Annotated in this window: 18 protein-coding genes; 7 read left to right on the top strand and 11 right to left on the bottom strand. The window is 43.8% G+C overall.

The genetic code is table 11. From position 1 onward, the window contains the following. Nucleotides 1-4: 4 nt before the first annotated feature. Together L4C35_RS11835 and L4C35_RS11830 are read right to left on the bottom strand one after the other, a co-directional pair. Nucleotides 5-601: a TetR/AcrR family transcriptional regulator gene (locus L4C35_RS11835; RefSeq protein WP_428463050.1), complete on the bottom strand. Its 597-nt coding sequence runs from the start codon at nt 599-601 to the stop codon at nt 5-7. Between the two features lie 231 nt (nt 602-832). After that, a complete protein-coding gene (locus L4C35_RS11830; RefSeq protein ID WP_428463122.1) occupies nt 833-1231 on the bottom strand; it encodes an NINE protein in 399 nt (132 codons plus the stop codon). 213 nt (nt 1232-1444) lie between these two features. On the opposite strand from L4C35_RS11830, the gene L4C35_RS11825 reads away from it, so the two are divergent. Then, nucleotides 1445-2320: a Tim44 domain-containing protein gene (locus tag L4C35_RS11825; RefSeq protein WP_428463049.1), complete on the top strand. Its 876-nt coding sequence runs from the start codon at nt 1445-1447 to the stop codon at nt 2318-2320. A 184-nt stretch (nt 2321-2504) separates the two neighbouring features. Continuing rightward, nucleotides 2505-2750, top strand: a complete 246-nt coding sequence (locus tag L4C35_RS11820; RefSeq protein WP_428463048.1) for a TIGR02647 family protein — start codon at nt 2505-2507, stop codon at nt 2748-2750. 67 nt (nt 2751-2817) lie between these two features. On the opposite strand, the gene L4C35_RS11815 is transcribed toward L4C35_RS11820, so the two are convergent. Further along, a complete protein-coding gene (locus L4C35_RS11815; RefSeq protein WP_428463047.1) occupies nt 2818-3066 on the bottom strand; it encodes a YkgJ family cysteine cluster protein in 249 nt (82 codons plus the stop codon). Nucleotides 3067-3312: 246 nt separating this feature from the next. Between L4C35_RS11815 and L4C35_RS11810 the strand changes: the two genes are divergently transcribed. Then, nucleotides 3313-3747 carry a YcgN family cysteine cluster protein gene (locus L4C35_RS11810; RefSeq protein ID WP_428463046.1) on the top strand — a complete coding sequence of 145 codons (435 nt, stop codon included), beginning with the start codon at nt 3313-3315 and terminating at the stop codon, nt 3745-3747. Between the two features lie 334 nt (nt 3748-4081). On the opposite strand, the gene dusC is transcribed toward L4C35_RS11810, so the two are convergent. Then, nucleotides 4082-5035, bottom strand: a complete 954-nt coding sequence (dusC, locus tag L4C35_RS11805) for a tRNA dihydrouridine(16) synthase DusC (RefSeq protein WP_428463045.1) — start codon at nt 5033-5035, stop codon at nt 4082-4084. Between the two features lie 64 nt (nt 5036-5099). Further along, the gene (locus tag L4C35_RS11800; protein ID WP_428463044.1) at nt 5100-5768 is read right to left on the bottom strand and encodes an NAD(P)H-binding protein; all 669 of its coding nucleotides are present in this window, start codon (nt 5766-5768) and stop codon (nt 5100-5102) included. Between the two features lie 200 nt (nt 5769-5968). On the opposite strand from L4C35_RS11800, the gene L4C35_RS11795 reads away from it, so the two are divergent. Together L4C35_RS11795 and L4C35_RS11790 are read left to right on the top strand one after the other, a co-directional pair. After that, nucleotides 5969-6613 carry a YecA family protein gene (locus tag L4C35_RS11795; RefSeq protein ID WP_428463043.1) on the top strand — a complete coding sequence of 215 codons (645 nt, stop codon included), beginning with the start codon at nt 5969-5971 and terminating at the stop codon, nt 6611-6613. 6 nt (nt 6614-6619) lie between these two features. Beyond that, nucleotides 6620-7024 (top strand): (deoxy)nucleoside triphosphate pyrophosphohydrolase, encoded by a 405-nt coding sequence (locus L4C35_RS11790; RefSeq protein WP_428463042.1) that lies wholly within the window; start codon nt 6620-6622, stop codon nt 7022-7024. A 74-nt stretch (nt 7025-7098) separates the two neighbouring features. Here L4C35_RS11790 and dsbB read toward each other — a convergent pair whose 3' ends face one another. After that, a complete protein-coding gene (gene dsbB / locus L4C35_RS11785; RefSeq protein WP_428463041.1) occupies nt 7099-7623 on the bottom strand; it encodes a disulfide bond formation protein DsbB in 525 nt (174 codons plus the stop codon). A 142-nt stretch (nt 7624-7765) separates the two neighbouring features. Then, nucleotides 7766-9358, bottom strand: coding sequence for a Na(+)/H(+) antiporter NhaB (gene nhaB / locus L4C35_RS11780; RefSeq protein ID WP_428463040.1), 1593 nt, complete (start codon nt 9356-9358; stop codon nt 7766-7768). Between the two features lie 522 nt (nt 9359-9880). On the opposite strand from nhaB, the gene fadR reads away from it, so the two are divergent. Next, nucleotides 9881-10732 (top strand): fatty acid metabolism transcriptional regulator FadR, encoded by an 852-nt coding sequence (fadR, locus tag L4C35_RS11775; protein WP_428463039.1) that lies wholly within the window; start codon nt 9881-9883, stop codon nt 10730-10732. Nucleotides 10733-10861: 129 nt separating this feature from the next. Here fadR and L4C35_RS11770 read toward each other — a convergent pair whose 3' ends face one another. From L4C35_RS11770 to L4C35_RS11760, 3 genes are read right to left on the bottom strand one after another with little or no spacing between them, the layout of a single operon-like run. Further along, a complete protein-coding gene (locus L4C35_RS11770; protein WP_428463038.1) occupies nt 10862-12394 on the bottom strand; it encodes a SpoVR family protein in 1533 nt (510 codons plus the stop codon). A gap of 34 nt (nt 12395-12428) precedes the next feature. After that, complete coding sequence (locus L4C35_RS11765; protein WP_428463037.1) at nt 12429-13700, bottom strand: YeaH/YhbH family protein; 1272 nt, start codon at nt 13698-13700, stop codon at nt 12429-12431. 30 nt (nt 13701-13730) lie between these two features. Beyond that, on the bottom strand, nt 13731-15665 hold the full coding sequence (locus L4C35_RS11760; RefSeq protein WP_428463036.1) for a PrkA family serine protein kinase: 1935 nt from the start codon (nt 15663-15665) through the stop codon (nt 13731-13733). Between the two features lie 556 nt (nt 15666-16221). Here L4C35_RS11760 and L4C35_RS11755 point away from each other — a divergent pair. Next, nucleotides 16222-16602, top strand: a complete 381-nt coding sequence (locus L4C35_RS11755) for a VOC family protein (RefSeq protein WP_428463035.1) — start codon at nt 16222-16224, stop codon at nt 16600-16602. Between the two features lie 34 nt (nt 16603-16636). Here the strand turns inward: L4C35_RS11755 and L4C35_RS11750 are convergent, their stop codons facing one another. Next, nucleotides 16637-17512 (bottom strand): D-hexose-6-phosphate mutarotase, encoded by an 876-nt coding sequence (locus L4C35_RS11750; protein ID WP_428463034.1) that lies wholly within the window; start codon nt 17510-17512, stop codon nt 16637-16639. Between the last annotated feature and the right edge of the window lie 218 nt (nt 17513-17730).

Below are 17730 nucleotides of genomic sequence, written 5' to 3'. Positions count from 1 at the left end.
CCGCTTATTGTTGCCAAGCGGCTAAATAAGTATTGAGCAAGTTATCGATCAGTGCTTTGCCATCAACAGGTGTTGAGGTAAATAATTTGTCGTCAACTGACAGTAGAGTAATACCGTGTACACCCGCCCAAATCACACGACTTGCTTCTAGAATCGACTCATCGCTGTTGTTCGGGTTAATGTCGCGGATCAGCTTTTCAAGCATGCCTGTCATATTGTTGATACGATCAGATTGCCAGTCAGGTAGTTGCTCACCATTCATGGTGTGCTGGAAAATAAGCTGCCAACGGTATGGGTTTTTAGACGCAAAATTTAAGTAGCAGTAGGCCAACTTACGCAATGCATCTTCTGATGAGGTTGCGCTATCCATTTGTACTGCAGCTTCAGCAAATAATTCATCAAGAGTTTGGGCAACAGAGTGAAGTAGCAAAAGGTTGTAGTTACCAAAAACATTGACCAGCGTACTTGGTACATAACCAATCATGGCGGCAACTTTGCGAAGGCTAAGTTCGTGATGCGGATGCTCACTTAAAAATAGCTTCACTTGCTCCAATGTCATGCTTACCAACTCTTCACGAGTGTGGTCATTTCTTCTTGCCATTAAGTTGTCTCTTTCGAATATAAAAATTTCACTCAGCTACATTTCATTGGTAAACCCTCACCTAGGAAACTGAATTATAGCTGTACAATATAGAACGATGTTCGATATTTTAATCCTTCCATACACCTCGGGTCAAGGTGTATTGAGGGGCCGTTTTTCATTACAAAACATGTTGTGAACCCTCTCTCACTCTAGGTTGGCTAAATATTTGCCTGTCAATTTTATGACGTTTTAGCTGCGGCGTTTCTGGCTATTTTCAATCGATACTTGATCATTTAACGTCCAAAAATCGATCAGTATCCCAATCAGGAAAAAGCCAAATGTACAAAGATACAAAATGCCAGTAAGCCACTTACCCATGTACATGCGATGTACACCTAAAAAGCCAAGGAATGTCAGCAACAACCACGCGACATTGTAATCAACATCACCGGCTTGAAATCGCATGTCAGCTTCTCTATCCATCGATGGGATTAAAAACAAGTCAATTAACCAGCCAATACCGAACAGTCCCAGCGTTAAAAACCAAATTGTACCTGTTACTGGTTTGCCGTAATAAAAGCGGTGCGCCCCTGTGAAACCAAAAATCCACAGAAGGTAGCCAATGACTTTGCTATGCGTATCTTGCATTGTATGTTCACCATAAGTATAGCCGTCCATTATGACGGCCTGGATAGGTTAAGTATTAGCATTATCATGCAGGCTAAGAAAGTTTAATTCGCTTAAAAAGTGTTGAATTAAGGGAAATAAACGAAATGGTAACATTTTGAGATACCTGTGTGATTGACTTTCCAACGCTTGCCGCTACGATGCTGGGAGCTTATTTTGGCAAAGGTATTTTTGATGAAACGCTTTTTCACGCTTTTTGCTCTGATCGTGGCGGTAACATTTGTTGCACCTCATGCAGACGCAAAGAAATTTGGTGGCGGTAAATCTTTCGGTAAGAGCTTTAAAACAGCCCCAGCGAAAAAACAACAGCCACAACAAACGGATTCGATTGGCAAACAAAAAGCCAGCCCAGCAGCTCAGTCGAGTAAAAAAGGCTTAATGGGTGGTTTGTTAGGTGGCTTGCTTGCTGGTGGATTATTAGCGGCATTCTTTGGCGGTGCTTTTGATGGTATCCAGTTCATGGATATCCTGATCATTGGCTTGATTGCGTTTGTTATTTTCAAACTATTCAAAACTATGCGTGGTACTAAATCGACGCCAATGGGACACAGAGAAGCTTATGCGGGGAATTCCCCACAGCAGCAACAGCCTCAATACCGTCAAGCAGCACAAGCGAATACAGCATCAAGCGCACAACCTAACCATGGTTATGCATCAACAGATAGTGATGTGCCATTCAATCTGCCGCCAAACTTCAATATGAATGCGTTTTTAAGTGGATCTCGCGATCACTACCGCGTCATTCAAGGTGCGTGGAACCATAACGAATTAGATAAAATTCGTGAATATGTTTCACCAGCATTATTTGCTGATCTTTCTGGTGAACGCGCAAAGCTAGTTGGTGAGCAACATACCGAGGTAATGTATGTTGATGCTGAGCTAGTGCGTGCTGATTACGATGCGAATATGGCGCAGCTGAGTATTCAATTCTCTGGCCGTTACAAAGACAGTAACGAGGGTGTTGAAGAAGATATCACGGACGTATGGCATTTAGAGCGTGACTTAGTCACACCAAATGCACCCTGGTTGATTGTGGGTATTCAAGCATAAACTGCTGAAAAAACATTCAATATTAAGACCGCTCTTTTAGAGCGGTTTTTTTTCATTTTGCAATCTTTGAACTATGTCGCTTTATTCGCGATATAGAGTGGCAGAGATATGATCTCATCACCTATTTTTATTATGGCTAGCCGCTAGTATTAAGACAGCACTAAAAATAGAGAATGAGGTACCTATGCCATACAACAATGAACTTGTCGCAGAACTAAACCTGTTAGTTAAATTCCCAATGCACAGTGATTTAGAAGGGATCAAAGTACGTACAGATGCAGCGCCTGAATTAGTCGATGCAGCGAAGCGTCTTTACGCGAAAGGATTAGTAACCCAAGAAGATGGTGGCTACTTAACGTTCTCTGGCCATCAGGCTGTAGAACATGCTAAATCAGCATTACGTATTTTAACGGGGAAAATTGCGTCTTAGTTGGCCGTAGCGTTCAGGTAAGCAGTATTACTCAGATAGCCAGATTAGCGATAGCTCGCTAACCGACTTAGGTTAAGCTTTCTAACTCTGTAATATTATCCAATGCTTGCTGATTCGTTTTACCGCACAGATCAGGACACGCCTTAAAGTAATGACATACTTTAGGGCGTTCTGGTTTTCCAAAGAGCTTACATAAGTTCTCTTCATTTAGTTGTACGCAGCGCATACCCGCAGGCTTCCCATTTGGCATACCTGGGATTGGGGACGAAATGCTAGGGGCGATACAGCATGCTCCGCAACCTAAACGACATTCCATAACACTTCCTATACTCTAGATGTGGTTCGTATGAGCACTATGCTCAAAATGGACGCGAACGTTATCACTCTTGCTATAAACGGTCAAAAAAAGCCGTAAATTTAGCATTTAGATAAGAGTGATTATTATTACATAGGTAATTGTTATCTTGCTGACGGCTAATGCTTGCACTTTATGCTGTGGCTCGCTATAACACCGCCTTCTTTGCTTGATCGAGCGGGGAGTAACAAGATAGAGGTAGTGAGTATGACGCAGTTTTGGCAGCAAAAAGATTTACGCGATATGACAGATGATGAGTGGGAATCGCTGTGTGACGGCTGCGGAAAGTGTTGTTTGCACAAGCTTATCGACGACGATACCGATGAGATCTACTACACGAATGTTGCTTGTAGCCTGCTCGACGATAAAACGTGCTCATGTAAAGATTATCCAAACCGTTTTGAATCCGGTGAAGAGTGTTTGAAGCTAACTCGCGATCGTATTGATGAGTTCGTTTGGCTTCCTGATACCTGTGCTTACCGTATGCTGGCAGAAGGTAAAGACCTAGCAGAGTGGCATCCACTGATTACGGGCTCTAAAGACGCGATGCACAAAGCGAATGAATCGGTATGCGGCCAAGTCGTGTACGAGATTGATGTAATTGATTGGGAAGATCACATTTTAAATCATCCCAATCGCTAGATTTTAAATTGTGCTAAATACTGAAAACCCAGCTTGATGCTGGGTTTTTTCGATCTGCGTTATTGGGTGATATTTATATAACCAATTTTGGTCTATAAATATTATAAGCAACGTCATCTTCATTACAGGCAGGTATGATTATGAACGAGATAGAGAGAAAGGCTGGAACAGATCTTCGCTCCCAAGGTTTAAGCCCTCATGGCGCTGAGAGCTTAGATCATATCTTATGGGACGATTACAGTTATCGTTACAATTGTGAGCAATCGTCGAATTGCCAACAGACTAAAGCACAGCGAGATATACACCATCTTGATTGGTTAGGTGATTAGCTTGGTTATTGAGACTGCTCGTTATCATGTGCACGCTGTAATACTTCAATAATCGGCGCGGCCTTTTTGTGGCTGCGAATATCCACAAACAATTCTTTGGCTTGCGGGTATTCATGGCGCAAGTAAGCAAACCACTGCTTCACACGATTAGGGTAGTAGAGCCCTTTGTCGCCTTTAATTTCATATTCAGAGTATTTAAGCAAGAGTGCTAAAACATCTGTCCATGTCATGTGTCTGTCGTTGTGCTTTACCACATTACAGAGGTTAGGCAGATTAAGGGCGCCGCGGCACACCATCAATGCATCGGTCTGTGTCGATTCAATACAGCGCTGCCCGTCTTGATAATTCCACACTTCACCATTAGCAATAATAGGCATACGTAAGCGTTGACGCAGTTGGCCAATATAATCCCATTTAATCGTGTCGGCTTTGTAACCATCAATTTTAGTGCGGGCATGAATCGCTATTTCATCAGCGCCTGCTTGTTGTACTGCATCGGCAATTTCAAAACAGTGATTGGGGTCGTCCCAGCCAAGACGCACCTTCGCTGTCACCGGCTTGGTTGGATGAACGGCTTCACGCACTGATTTAACGATTTGATAGATTTGCTCGGGGTCTTTCAGTAATACAGCGCCGCCACGGCTCTTATTTACCGATTTAGCAGGGCAACCAAAATTGATATCCACGCCAGCAGAGCCTAGCTGGTGGGCGCGATAAGCATTTTCTGCCATCCAGTGTGGGTCTTGCCCTAGAAGTTGCACACGAACAGGTGTGCCAGCCTTTGTTTTGCCGCCTTGCTGTAGCTCTGGGCATAAACGGTGAAACACACTGCTTGGCAATAATTGATCGACAACACGGACAAATTCCGTCACGCAGAGATCATAATCGTTGATATCGGTTAGCATCTCGCGCATCAAATGATCCAAGACGCCTTCCATCGGCCCTAATATTACTCGCATGACAGTTCTTTTATCTCACCTATTGAAGGGGCGTGATTGTAGTGTGGAATGCGAGTGATGTCATCTAAGCGAACAAATCTTTTCCTGCAATCACTGTGGTGCTGGATTCTTCTCCTGTTGGGTGAAGAGCATGGTTTAGCATGATTTTAGCGACGCGATCTGCAGGGATAGGCGTTAGGTTAGCAAAAGGGCCAATCAGCAAAGGGTGGAGGGAATCAAGCAAGCCTTGGGTGATGGCTTCGTCTTTACGTGGTTTTGAACGCTCTCCCTTTAGTGGGCCTGGGCGGACGAAAGTGCAGTGTTCAAATCCCATCCCTTTAAGGGTTTGTTCCATTTTGCCTTTGCAGCGTAAGTAATGGGAGGGGGAAAAAGGGTGGGCAAATAGGCTTGAGACCACAATGATATGGTTAACTCCCAGCATTTTCATGGTCGATGCAACGTCTTTAACTAGTTGATAATCAACCGCTTTTAATGCCGCATTTGAACCAGCTTGCTTACGGGTCGTGCCTAAACAAATAAAGCCGATCTGGGGTGTGGGATCGGTATCCCCCCATTCGGTGACACGTAATTCAGGGTGGATGATTTGTTTTAGCTTTTTGCTACGAAAGGGTAATTCGCGTCGTGCTATAGAGTAAACGGTGGCAATATCATCATGTGCCAGTAACTGATGAAGTAACTCATCACCCACTAAACCACTGGCCCCAGCAATGACGGCGTGCATTTTTCCCTGCATTGTTTGTATCCCTTGCATAACGGTGTTAACGACCACCGCTAGTTTTGCCTCTAATTGTGTTTGGTTTCAACACATTTGCGCAAAAAACTTCAATTTTATTGACCTACCTTAAGAGTTGTTTCGCTGAGAGGTGACTGGCAGCTACGGGGGAGTGCTGTATAATCCGTGCCAAACCAGAGTCTGATAAATTGGATTAACCCATGATGACATTAATGACCTTACCTAATGATTGGGAAGGCATGCCAGCGGCGTTTATTGAAGGCGCATTATTAGCTGCGAACGCAAACCCTAAGCCTCTAGAGCCCGAGGTGTGGCTTCCTGTACTGCTTGACGATGGCACGGAAGAGACTGGTGTTACCATGTCTGATGAGCACAAAGTGGCGGTGTTAAACCATTTTGAGCTGCAATATCGCCATATTAAAGCGGGCGAGTATGACTTACCTGCTGAAGTATGCTGGACTGAAGAACAGGGTATCAGCGAGAGCATGGCGCATTTCGCGGAAGGTTTCTTATCTGTTTGGCCGCACATTGAGCCAGCATGGTCAGAGCAAACACTATCTGACGGCACAATGAACATGTTATCAGCGTTGATCACAACCCTGATGTTAGTGATGAACGAACAAGAAACATTAGCGCAAATGCAAGCGGCAGGTATTGATAATATGCCAGCGCCTGCCTCTTTGTACCCGCAACTTGAGATCATGCTTACGGAAGTGGTGATGGCGGCTGATGAGCTGCAAATTGGTGCGGGCGCCGTGGCAGTTAACCCGTACAAAAACATTGGCCGTAATGATCCGTGTCCATGTGAAAGCGGTAAAAAATTCAAGCAGTGTTGCGGTAAGTAAGTCGTGATGACTGTGACGAAGAAGCCAAGGATCACCGTGGTGGCGGGTGTTATCGAGAAAGATGGATTGTATCTACTCGCTCAACGGCTTGATGATGCTAGCCAAGGTGGTTTATGGGAGTTTCCAGGCGGCAAAGTAGAGCCTAATGAAACACCAGAGCAAGCGCTTGAGCGTGAGTTAGCCGAGGAGTTAGCGATTGAAACGCAAACCGGTGCTTGGCTTGCGAATAGTGTGTTTGACTACGGTGATAAAGTTATCGAGCTAAAGGGCTATGTCAGTCATTGGCGATCAGGCCACTGTGAACTGCATAGTCATCAAGCTATGGTGTGGCTGGCTAAGTCACAAATCAAAGATTACGCTTTGTGCCCAGCAGATTACCCAATAGTTGATGCTCTGATTGCAAAAGGGTGATAGTCCAAGTTATTAAAAAGGCGTTCGTAATGAACGCCTTTTATTTTAACGATTAAGCATACCAAGCCGAGTGACTATGCTTCTTTCTTTGCTTTGATCCCGACCAATTGCGCGATAACAATGATTGCCAGCGCGATTAAATTTGCACCAAAAATGATGACTAGCCACTGTGGCATAGTTTGTCCCATGAACATCCACACGACTTTGCCACAGTCACCATAGGCTTCAAAGACACCAGGGATCCATTGATTTAATGGTGCCCAGCTAGGGAACTGAACAAAGAGATCACAGGTGTTAAATGGCGATGGGTTGAGCTGATAGTCTACGTGCTTGATTGAAAGCATGAGACCTTCATAGGCGCTATACCCCCAACCAGCTAAGCCAAGCCAACGGATCACCGGGTTATGCGGGGCACTTAAACCCACTAACGCGGCAATAGCGATACCAAACATGGCTACACGCTCGTAGATACACATAACACAAGGTGGCAACTTCATCCCATGCTGAAAGAAAAGCGCACTCGCTTCAAAAAAGAGTATAAATGCTAGCAGTAACAGCCACGATGAGCGACGTTTAGAGAATGAATATAAAAATTGCATTGAATCGTCTCTTCAATTAGTTCATATGCCAGCGTGATTTCGGCGTTGGCGTATATATCAGTTTGATGGATATAATATAACAAAGCCCTGACAAATCAGGGCTTTGTTGATAGTCAGACCATTAAATTTACTGAAAATTCAATTAATGTCCAGCAACTGGTGCAATCGTTGATACGGCTTCAGCTGTGTTGTGAACTAGCCAGCCCATGTCGTAGAACCATTCCGTCATCGGAACCAGCATAAACTCGATACCCGCCAAACCAACCAGCGTTAGCACGATAGTGTATGGCAGTGCCATGTACACCATGCGACCGTAAGATAGACGAATTAACGGTGCAAGGGCTGATGTTAGTGCAAATAGGAATGCTGCTTGACCATTTGGTGTCGCAACAGAAGGTAGGTTAGTACCTGTGTTAATCGCAACGGCTAACATATCAAATTGGTCACGTGAGATCACACCATGAACTAGCGCAGACTTCACTTCATTGATATAAACGGTACCAACGAAAACGTTATCAGACACCATAGACAGCAGGCCATTCGCAACATAGAACATGGTTAGCTGTGCACTACCTTCAAGGCTAAGTACCCAAGTAATGATAGGGGTAAAGAGCTGTTGATCAATAATCACAGCAACGATTGAGAAGAACACGGCCAATAGTGCTGTAAACGGCAGTGCCTCTTCAAATGCTTTGCCAAGTGCATGCTCTTCAGTAATACCTGTAAACGAAGTCGCAAAGATGATAACAGTTAAACCAATCAAACCTACCGCGGCTAAGTGCATCGCTAGACCAACAATCAACCATACTGCAATCAGCGCTTGGATAATCAGTTTTGCATAGTCTAGATTTGTACGGCTTTTACGTTCTTCATTATCAAAATCTTTAAGGATTTTTCGAACATTCTCTGGTAATGCTGCACCGTAGCCACAAAGGTGGAATTTCTCGACTAACACACAAGTTAAAATACCGCAGCAAAAGACAGGAATAGTAACGGGAGCCATTCGCAGTATAAACTCACCAAATAACCAACCCGCTTGGTCGGCAATGATCAAGTTTTGTGGTTCACCCACCATGGTCATTACACCACCCAGAGCGGTACCTACACCAGCATGCATGAGCAAGCTACGAAGGAAGGCGCGGTAGTTTTCTAAATCATCACGGCTCACTTCGCGGATATTGCTATCTGTGGTGTGATCGTGGGCGGCATGAGGTTCTTGCCCCGAAGCCACTTTATGATAAATGCTGTAGAAGCCCACAGTAACACTGATAACAACGGCAATAACGGTCAACGCATCAAGGAAGGCCGATAGAAAAGCCGCCATGATACAAAAAGACAGTGATAGCAAGATTTTAGAACGTATGCCGATCAATATTTTGGTGAAAATGAAAAGCAGTAATTGCTTCATGAAGTAGATACCCGCGACCATAAAGATCAGCAGTAGTAATACTTCAATATTCGCCACAAGCTCATGTTTCACTTGTTCGGGGCTTGTCATGCCAATGGCGACAGCTTCTATCGCCAGTAAGCCACCAGGCTGAAGGGGGTAACACTTTAATGCCATCGCAAGCGTGAAAATAAATTCAACAACCAGTAGCCAGCCAGCAGTAAATGGGTCGATTACAAAAAATACGATTGGGTTGATAATCAGAAACGAAATGATCGCCACTTTATACCAATCAGGTGCTTTGCCTAAAAAATTCTTTACGAAGGCGTTTCCCAGCGAAATAGCCATGTATCAGGTCTCTTGTTATAAATGCATACGAATAAAAAATACCCCAGAGGCGGAAGAACCACAGAAGTGGCGCCTAAAAGGTATACATGAGCTGGCAGCTGTCATGCCTTTATAGTCAAGAGAGAAGGGTTAACCACAGAGCTGTGATTAAATATTCTAATGAGACCCTCTAAGCTAAACATCATTACATATGGTGTTTAACTTAAAGCAGGCAGCAGCTTCCATTCAGCTCCCAGTTCATTGCGGTGCTAACTGTACAGTTTGATCTGGATCAGTCAAGTTGTGGCTGATGAACAATTTTATTTTACTTAAATTTCATTCCAAAACGGGAGTTCTGAAGCATCAGAACTCCGCCCATGCAATTTACATTTATTGCTTTCAATAAAACTTGCGTTACGTCAAATTTTTGCTTGAGTGAAAAGTAAAATAAGATTGTGCTTTCTGGCAAATTTCGTCATATCCTTTTCTGGTGGTATGATGAGTTTATAAGTATAAGCAAGAAGCGATTGGAAAAAGAATTAAATGGTTATAAAGGCTGATAGCCCAGCAACATTTGCTGAGAAATACATCATCGAAAGTATCTGGAATAATCACTTTCCTCAAGGTTCAATCCTGCCTGCTGAACGTGAACTTTCTGAACTGATTGGTGTAACACGTACCACGCTGCGCGAAGTGTTACAGCGACTTGCGCGTGATGGTTGGTTAACGATCCAACATGGTAAACCAACCCGTGTGAATAATTTCATGGACACCTCGGGTTTAAGTATTCTTGATACGCTAGTCACACTGGATGGCCAAGATGTACAACGTGTTCTGACTGATTTACTTTCTGCACGTACAGATATCAGTAGCGTTTTCATGCGTTATGCTGTGAAAGGTAATAGTGAAGAATCAAGTGAGCTGATTGATTCAATTATTCGCTCATGTGAATCACTACTAGCAGCTGACTCATTTGCAGACTACATCGAAGACAACGAAGCAAAAATTCAGTTGTTGAGTGAAGTAAAGAAAATCACCGACAAATATGGCAAAGATCAGCCTGAGTTGTGTGAAGCAATTTGCCGTGCTCGTGCATTTAACTACTACGATTACCGTTTATTCCAAGGCATGGCGGCTAAATCGGGTAACACCTTGTATGTGTTAACAATTAACGGGTTACGTAAGATTTATACGCGTGTTGGTGGCTACTACTTCATGAGCCAAGAAGCGTGTGAATTAGCGCTTGAGTTCTACCGTGATTTGAAAGCCATTTGTGATAATCATCAGCATGAATTAGTGGCTGAGAGAATCAAAAAATACGGTCGAGATAGCGGTGTGATTTGGTATAACAATCGCGAAGCCATTGGCCGTTACATGCACGAAGAAGAGCAGTAATAGCCATCGCTAAAAGATATTTTTAGTCGGTTTTAATGCTATCTAAAGCAAGAAAGCGTGATAAATCAGAGGTAATCTGACGTATCACGCTTTTATTTTATTGAGCTGATTTTACCGCTCTTTCAACAATTAAATATCAGAGCCAAATTGGGTATTACGTACAGGACATGTCCCTAAAATTTGGGTCCGTCCATCACTCAACTCTTCTTCTAGCGTAATATCAAACCCCCATAAGCGGTACATATGCTTTAACACTTCAGGGTGGCTGTCTGCTAATGGAATCCTGTTGTGTGGTATATAACGTAGTGTCAGTGAACGGTCACCTTTCAATGCCACATTCCAGACTTGAAGGTTAGGTTCATTGTTGCTCAAGTTATATTGCGACGAGAGCTTCTCTCGGATCATCCGATAGCCTTCCTCGTTATGAATCGCACTGACTTCCACATAGTTATGGCGATCATCGTCATTCACAGCAAAGAGCTTGAAGTCACGCATCACTTTTGGCGATAAAAACTGACTGATGAAACTCTCATCTTTAAAGTTTTCCATCGCAAAGTGCAGCGTATCCAGCCAATCTTTACCTGCAATATCTGGGAACCAGTATTTATCTTCCTCGGTTGGATTTTCACAGATCCGACGAATATCCTGGAACATCGCAAAGCCTAAGGCATACGGGTTGATCCCGCTGTAATAGGGACTGTTGTATTCAGGCTGCGCTACCACATTGGTATGACTATGCAAGAATTCCATAATAAAGCGGTCTGTGACTAACCCCTCATCGTAAAGATGATTCAAAATAGTGTAGTGCCAGAACGTTGCCCAGCCTTCGTTCATGACTTGGGTTTGTTTTTGTGGGTAGAAGTATTGGCTTACTTTACGCACAATTCTTACTATTTCACGCTGCCAAGGTTCGAGCAGTGGCGCATGTTTTTCGATAAAGTAGAGAATGTTTTCTTGTGGCTCCGTAGGGAAACGATGTTCCTCTGACACCTCAGATTTATCTTCTTGGACCGGAATAGTGCGCCATAGTGCGTTGACCTGTGTTTGCAGGTAATCTTCCCGTGCTTTTTGACGCGCAGTCTCTTCTACCAGTGATATTTTTTGCGGACGCTTGTAACGATCGACCCCAAAATTCATCAAGGCGTGGCAGGAATCGAGCAAGCGCTCGACATCCTCAACCCCGTACTTTTCTTCACAATCAGTAATGTAATTACGAGCAAATAGTAGGTAATCGATAATCGAACTGGCGTCTGTCCATGTTTGAAATAAGTAATTGCCTTTAAAGAAAGAGTTATGACCGTAGCAGGCATGCGCCATTACCAAGGCCTGCATGGTAATAGTGTTCTCTTCCATTAAATAAGAGATACAGGGATCAGAGTTAATCACGATCTCATACGCTAATCCCATTTGACCGTGTTTATAACCACGTTCAGTTTCAATAAAACGCTTGCCGAATGACCAGTGGTGGTAATTGATGGGCATCCCGATACTTGAGTAAGCATCCATCATCTGCTCGGCAGTGATGACCTCAATTTGGTTGGGATACGCATCAAGCCGATAGTGGTCAGCGACACGCTTTATCTCTTTATGATATTGGTCAAGCAGATCGAACGTCCAATCTGGCCCATCACTGAGTGGCTTTGTCTTTGTTGTTGTCACCATAACTCACTCCCCTAAGCGCGTTGACATCCAGCTATTAACTGACTTGCTTCTTAAATAGCTCCCTAAATACAGGGAATATGTCATCCACCGTCCGTATGTTCTGCATAGCAAAGTTATCATGACTGCCTTGCAGTGTTTCGTATTCACGCCATAGCGTTTGATGCGCACGGCGAGTGATTTCGATATAAGAGTAGTAACGTGTTACTGGCAAAATACTCTCTTTTAATAACTGACGACAGCCTGGTGAATCATCAGCCCAGTTATCGCCATCCGAGGCTTGAGCAGCATAGATATTCCATTCGCCAGCTGGGTAGCGCTTCTTAATGATGTCATCCATCATGCGTAATGCACTTGACACAATTGTGCCACCGGTTTCCTGCGAGTAGAAAAACTCATGCTCATCCACTTCTTTTGCTTGTGTATGGTGGCGAATAAAGACCACATCAACATTCTTGTAGGTTCGATTCAAGAATAAATACAGCAAGATATAGAAGCGTTTAGCCATATCTTTGGTTGCTTGATCCATTGAACCTGATACATCCATCAGACAGAACATAACCGCTTGGCTGGTGGGCAGTGGGCGACGTTCATAATTTTTGTATCGTAAATCAAAGGTATCAATAAAAGGCACACTGCCAATTTTTTCACGCAGCGCTTGGATTGCTTGTTTTACGCGTTCTTCTTCAAAAGGTTGAGCGGGCTCTGTTGATTTAAGTTGCTCAAGTTCTGCTTCGAGTTCACGTAAGTGACGGCGTTTCGCAGCTGTCATGGCCGTGCGTCGTGCCAACGAATTTTGTAGCGATTTTACAATCGCGATATTTGATGGCACACCCGATGATTTGTAGCCTGAACGGAACGTTTTCCATTCGACCACTTTGTTCATCTGGTTTTTTTCTAGGTTAGGTAGCTCCAAATCTTCAAACAGTAAGTCGAGGTATTCGTCTTTGGAAATTTGGAATACAAATTCATCTTGGCCTTCACCATCTTGGCTCGCTTGACCTTCCCCTGCGCCGCCTTGTCCCGCCCCTCCTTGGGGGCGTTCAATGCGGTCACCTGGAGAGAATTGGTCGTTGCCTGGGTGGACAACTTCACGTTGTCCACCTCGGCCTTGGTGAAAGCTTGGCTCTTTGATATCACGAGAAGGGATAGTAATATTTTCCCCGCTCTCAACATCAGTGATCGAGCGTTTATTTACCGCATCAGCAATCGACTCTTTAATCTGCTGTTTGTGGCGGCGTAAAAAGCGCTGGCGGTTCACCGTGCTTTTATTCTTACCATTGAGCCTGCGATCTATAAAATGCGCCATAAGCTCCCCCTCATACTTCCATTCAACCGGCTATGATGATTTACGAACGCGTAGGTACCATTCAGATAGCAAACGCACTTGTTTACGGGTATAGCCTTTCTCCATCATACGAGCGACGAAATCATCGTGTTTTTTCTGCTCGTCGGTAGAGGTTTTCGCGTTGAACGAAATAACTGGAAGCAACTCTTCGGTATTCGAGAACATTTTCTTCTCGATAACGGTGCGCAGTTTTTCGTAGCTGGTCCAGTTCGGATTTTTACCTGCGTTACTTGCACGAGCACGTAAAACAAAGTTAACGATTTCATTACGGAAATCTTTAGGGTTACTGATACCTGCTGGTTTTTCGATTTTCTCTAGCTCATTGTTAAGCGCAGAGCGGTCGAATAGCTGACCGGTTTCAGGATCACGGTATTCTTGATCTTGAATCCAGAAATCAGCGTAGCTGACATAGCGGTCAAAGATGTTCTGGCCATATTCAGAGTAAGACTCTAGGTACGCGGTTTGAATTTCTTTACCAATAAATTCAACATACTTAGGAATCAAGTAGCCTTTCAAGAATTCAAGGTACTTCTCGGCCACTTCTTGTGGGAACTGCTCACGTTCAATCTGTTGCTCTAGTACATAGAACAGGTGAACCGGGTTAGCAGCCACTTCGGAATGATCGAAGTTGAACACGCGCGATAGGATCTTAAAGGCGAAACGGGTTGATAGACCGTTCATGCCTTCATCGACACCCGCGTAGTCACGGTACTCTTGATAAGACTTGGCTTTTGGATCGGTATCTTTCAGTGTTTCACCGTCATATACACGCATTTTCGAGAATACACTTGAGTTCTCTGGCTCTTTTAGACGAGAAAGAACAGAGAAACGAGCAAGAATATCGAGCGTACTTGGTGAGCATGGCGCACTTGCTAATTCACTGCTTTGAAGCAGTTTTTCGTAGATGCGAGTTTCTTCCGATATACGTAAACAATAAGGCACTTTCACGATGTAAACACGATCAAGGAAGGCTTCGTTGCTCTTATTATTACGGAAGGTTTGCCATTCTGACTCATTGGAGTGAGCAAGAATAATACCTTCATACGGTAGGGCAGATAGACCCTCAGTACCGTTATAGTTACCTTCTTGGGTCGCTGTTAGTAGAGGGTGAAGCACTTTGAGTGGTGCTTTAAACATCTCTACAAATTCCATTAGACCCTGGTTGGCTTTACAAAGCGCCCCCGAGTAGCTATACGCATCTGGATCATCTTGTGAGAAGTGTTCGAGCTGGCGAATATCCACTTTACCGACAAGAGATGAAATATCTTGGTTATTTTCATCGCCAGGTTCAGTTTTCGCGATACCCACTTGATCTAAAATGGATGGACGTACTTTCACGACTTTAAAGCGAGTGATATCCCCACCAAATTCGTGCAAGCGTTTGGCTGCCCAAGGCGACATGATGGTATTGAGGTAGCGCTCTGGAATACCGTATTCATTATTAAGAAGGTCGCCATCTTCGTGTTTGTCGAAGAGGCTAAATGGGTGATCATTAACAGGACTGCGCACGCCATCAGCCGTCAGTACGTAAATTGGTACTTTTTGCATTAAGCTTTTTAGCTTTTCGGCCAAAGAAGATTTACCGCCCCCAACTGGGCCCAGTAAGTATAGGATTTGTTTACGTTCTTCTAAACCTTGCGCTGCATGTTTGAGGTAAGAAACGATTTGTTCAATGGCATCTTCCATGCCATAAAAATCTTCAAACGTTTTGTAACGTGAGATAACACGGTTAGAGAATAGTCGACTCATGCGTGGATCTTGTGCGGTGTCGATCATTTCTGGCTCACCAATCGCCATAAGTAGGCGTTCGGCTGCGTTTACATATGCGCTTCGGTCGTTTCGACAAATTTCAAGGAATTCTTGCAATGAAAGCTCTTCATCCTTGGACTCTTCATAGCGTTGACGATAATGGTCAAAAATACTCATGGTATGCCCCCTGAATCGTTCTCTTATCAATTAGAAAGGACGAAAACAAATAACTTTCACATCCCTCATATCTTTAAGACTAGACCTAACTGATCAAATTGCGTCACTGAGTTGTTGGTTTTTAAATAAATTTCCTAAGCTAGGTGACAATGAAAAAGTGTGCAAACTTTGTACACATTCTTACTATCCTCTTTAAAAATCGGTTTCGCAAGAAGGTTTAGGTGGAAAATCTTTACATTTATTTAACGATTTTGTGATGTGTAAACTTGATTTGATGCTTAGTCGTATTGTTTGAAATTACTTTCTTATGTGAGATCTATAACTGAAAATAGATGCATGTGAGCTGTTTGGTGAGGGATGCTAGTCGGAGAGCGGTTTAATTCACTTTTTTCTGTTGTGAAGCATTATTGAGACAACTATGGCCTTGATGATAAAGCATTATCACGCTTTGCTTCTATTCATAGAATATTTCTCAGTTAAGATGCTTTTTTTGTGAGCTAAATCAACAACTCTGACTTAAGCTAGATAGGTGATTGTATTTTGGGGAGCTGCATTTATGGGTATTTCGCGCGTTGATACTGTCTCTATTCCAGTATCGGATCAAGGGCAGGCATTGGTTTTCTATCGAGATGCATTAGGGTTTGAGTTGATTCGCGATCATTGCGCAAACGACGATAAGCGTTGGGTTCAGTTAGCACCCAAAGGGGCAGAAACCACTATCAGTTTGGTGAGGCCATTTGCTGGAATGAAAGCGGGCTCTGTACAAGGGCTAGTGGTACAAACCGACGATATTACCTCAACCTATAATGAGTTGAGTGGTCGTGGGGTTGGTTTATCTGAAATTGTGACGCTATTGAGTGGCCGTTTTGCAACCTTTGCCGATCCTGATGGTAATGGCTGGGTGTTGATTGAAGCGAATAGCACCATGCAAGCATAAGGTGTGGCGGTTGCCACACCTTGATGCCTGATGCTTACTTAGCAATACGAATGATGGTTGAAAGCGTGTGTGATTCTTGCGGTGCTAAGGTTACCCCTTCACCATGAATTGTTGACTCTACGCACACCATAGTTTCAAAACTGTTCGTTGCCATATCAGCCATGCTTTCGCATAGGTCTTGCCACGGGTTCCAAATAACAGCCGCGTTGTGACCTTGGTTTTCGACCAGGATTTGGCGCTGGCGAGGGGTGTCGTGGATGGCAACCGTCGCTTCAGGTGCAGTGTAAACACGGTCAACTTCTTGAGCGATCGTGAGTGTGTCATCTCCTTCAGCTTCAACCCCACCGAGTACACCATCAATATAAGGCAGGCCCATACCCGTTAAGTGTGTTTGACGGATGTCTGCAATATCAAAGTAGGTATGTAGAGCGCCGCCGTAAGACCATGGGTGCTCATCTGTATTGGTTGAGGTCAGATGAACTTTTAGCGTCTCACTTAATTCAAAGGTGATAGTCAGATCGAACTTATGTGGCCAGATAGCGTGAGTTGTTTCTGAGTCTTGTAGATTTAGTGCCACGATCACACCAGTATCATTCTCACGGTGTTCTTTGAGTGTCCACTGGCTGTTACGTGCAAAGCCGTGCGAAGGGTTACCTGCTTTACCAAACCATGGCCAGCAAACAGGAATACCACCTCGGATTGCTTTTGCGGGATCGATAATCGCTTCTTCGCTTAACCAGATAACATCATCTTGGTTGGCAGGTTTGAACCAAACAAGGTGGCCGCCATGCAGTGAGATCCCGGCTTCAACAGCGTTGTGGATCACTCGAATAATTTTTACGCCATTGTATTCACACACCGTAATAGCATCTGAAAGGGCATTGATAGTTGGTAGATTACGTAAATCCATGATCATTTCCTTACTAATAGCATCTTGTATCGCTGTTTAATGGCGTCGGAATGTATAAAAAACGATATAAGATGCTACTTATTTTTCATTAAAAAATATCAATATAAATTAAAACTTATTTGTTAAATTTGTTACTTGGTTTTATTTTTTACAAGAATAGTTGAGTGACTTGGGGGTTAAATAGCCGCTAAACGAAGGGATATGCTGGTATTTGAGGG

This window comes from Photobacterium kagoshimensis (genome assembly GCF_050337045.1).
Lineage (GTDB): Bacteria > Pseudomonadota > Gammaproteobacteria > Enterobacterales > Vibrionaceae > Photobacterium > Photobacterium kagoshimensis.
This window is presented reverse-complemented; position numbering and strand designations above follow the sequence as displayed.

Excerpts from the sequence above, each read along its gene's own strand:
- dsbB (WP_428463041.1), bottom strand. The coding sequence starts at position 7,623 with ATGCAATTTTTATATTCATTCTCTAAACGTCGCTCATCGTGGCTGTTA.
- L4C35_RS11835 (WP_428463050.1), bottom strand. The coding sequence starts at position 601 with ATGGCAAGAAGAAATGACCACACTCGTGAAGAGTTGGTAAGCATGACA.
- L4C35_RS11795 (WP_428463043.1), top strand. The coding sequence starts at position 5,969 with ATGATGACATTAATGACCTTACCTAATGATTGGGAAGGCATGCCAGCG.
- L4C35_RS11800 (WP_428463044.1), bottom strand. The coding sequence starts at position 5,768 with ATGCAGGGAAAAATGCACGCCGTCATTGCTGGGGCCAGTGGTTTAGTG.
- L4C35_RS11755 (WP_428463035.1), top strand. The coding sequence starts at position 16,222 with ATGGGTATTTCGCGCGTTGATACTGTCTCTATTCCAGTATCGGATCAA.
- L4C35_RS11790 (WP_428463042.1), top strand. The coding sequence starts at position 6,620 with ATGACTGTGACGAAGAAGCCAAGGATCACCGTGGTGGCGGGTGTTATC.
- fadR (WP_428463039.1), top strand. The coding sequence starts at position 9,881 with ATGGTTATAAAGGCTGATAGCCCAGCAACATTTGCTGAGAAATACATC.
- nhaB (WP_428463040.1), bottom strand. The coding sequence starts at position 9,358 with ATGGCTATTTCGCTGGGAAACGCCTTCGTAAAGAATTTTTTAGGCAAA.
- L4C35_RS11825 (WP_428463049.1), top strand. The coding sequence starts at position 1,445 with ATGAAACGCTTTTTCACGCTTTTTGCTCTGATCGTGGCGGTAACATTT.
- L4C35_RS11750 (WP_428463034.1), bottom strand. The coding sequence starts at position 17,512 with ATGGATTTACGTAATCTACCAACTATCAATGCCCTTTCAGATGCTATT.
- L4C35_RS11815 (WP_428463047.1), bottom strand. The coding sequence starts at position 3,066 with ATGGAATGTCGTTTAGGTTGCGGAGCATGCTGTATCGCCCCTAGCATT.
- dusC (WP_428463045.1), bottom strand. The coding sequence starts at position 5,035 with ATGCGAGTAATATTAGGGCCGATGGAAGGCGTCTTGGATCATTTGATG.
- L4C35_RS11820 (WP_428463048.1), top strand. The coding sequence starts at position 2,505 with ATGCCATACAACAATGAACTTGTCGCAGAACTAAACCTGTTAGTTAAA.
- L4C35_RS11810 (WP_428463046.1), top strand. The coding sequence starts at position 3,313 with ATGACGCAGTTTTGGCAGCAAAAAGATTTACGCGATATGACAGATGAT.
- L4C35_RS11760 (WP_428463036.1), bottom strand. The coding sequence starts at position 15,665 with ATGAGTATTTTTGACCATTATCGTCAACGCTATGAAGAGTCCAAGGAT.
- L4C35_RS11770 (WP_428463038.1), bottom strand. The coding sequence starts at position 12,394 with ATGGTGACAACAACAAAGACAAAGCCACTCAGTGATGGGCCAGATTGG.
- L4C35_RS11830 (WP_428463122.1), bottom strand. The coding sequence starts at position 1,231 with ATGCAAGATACGCATAGCAAAGTCATTGGCTACCTTCTGTGGATTTTT.
- L4C35_RS11765 (WP_428463037.1), bottom strand. The coding sequence starts at position 13,700 with ATGGCGCATTTTATAGATCGCAGGCTCAATGGTAAGAATAAAAGCACG.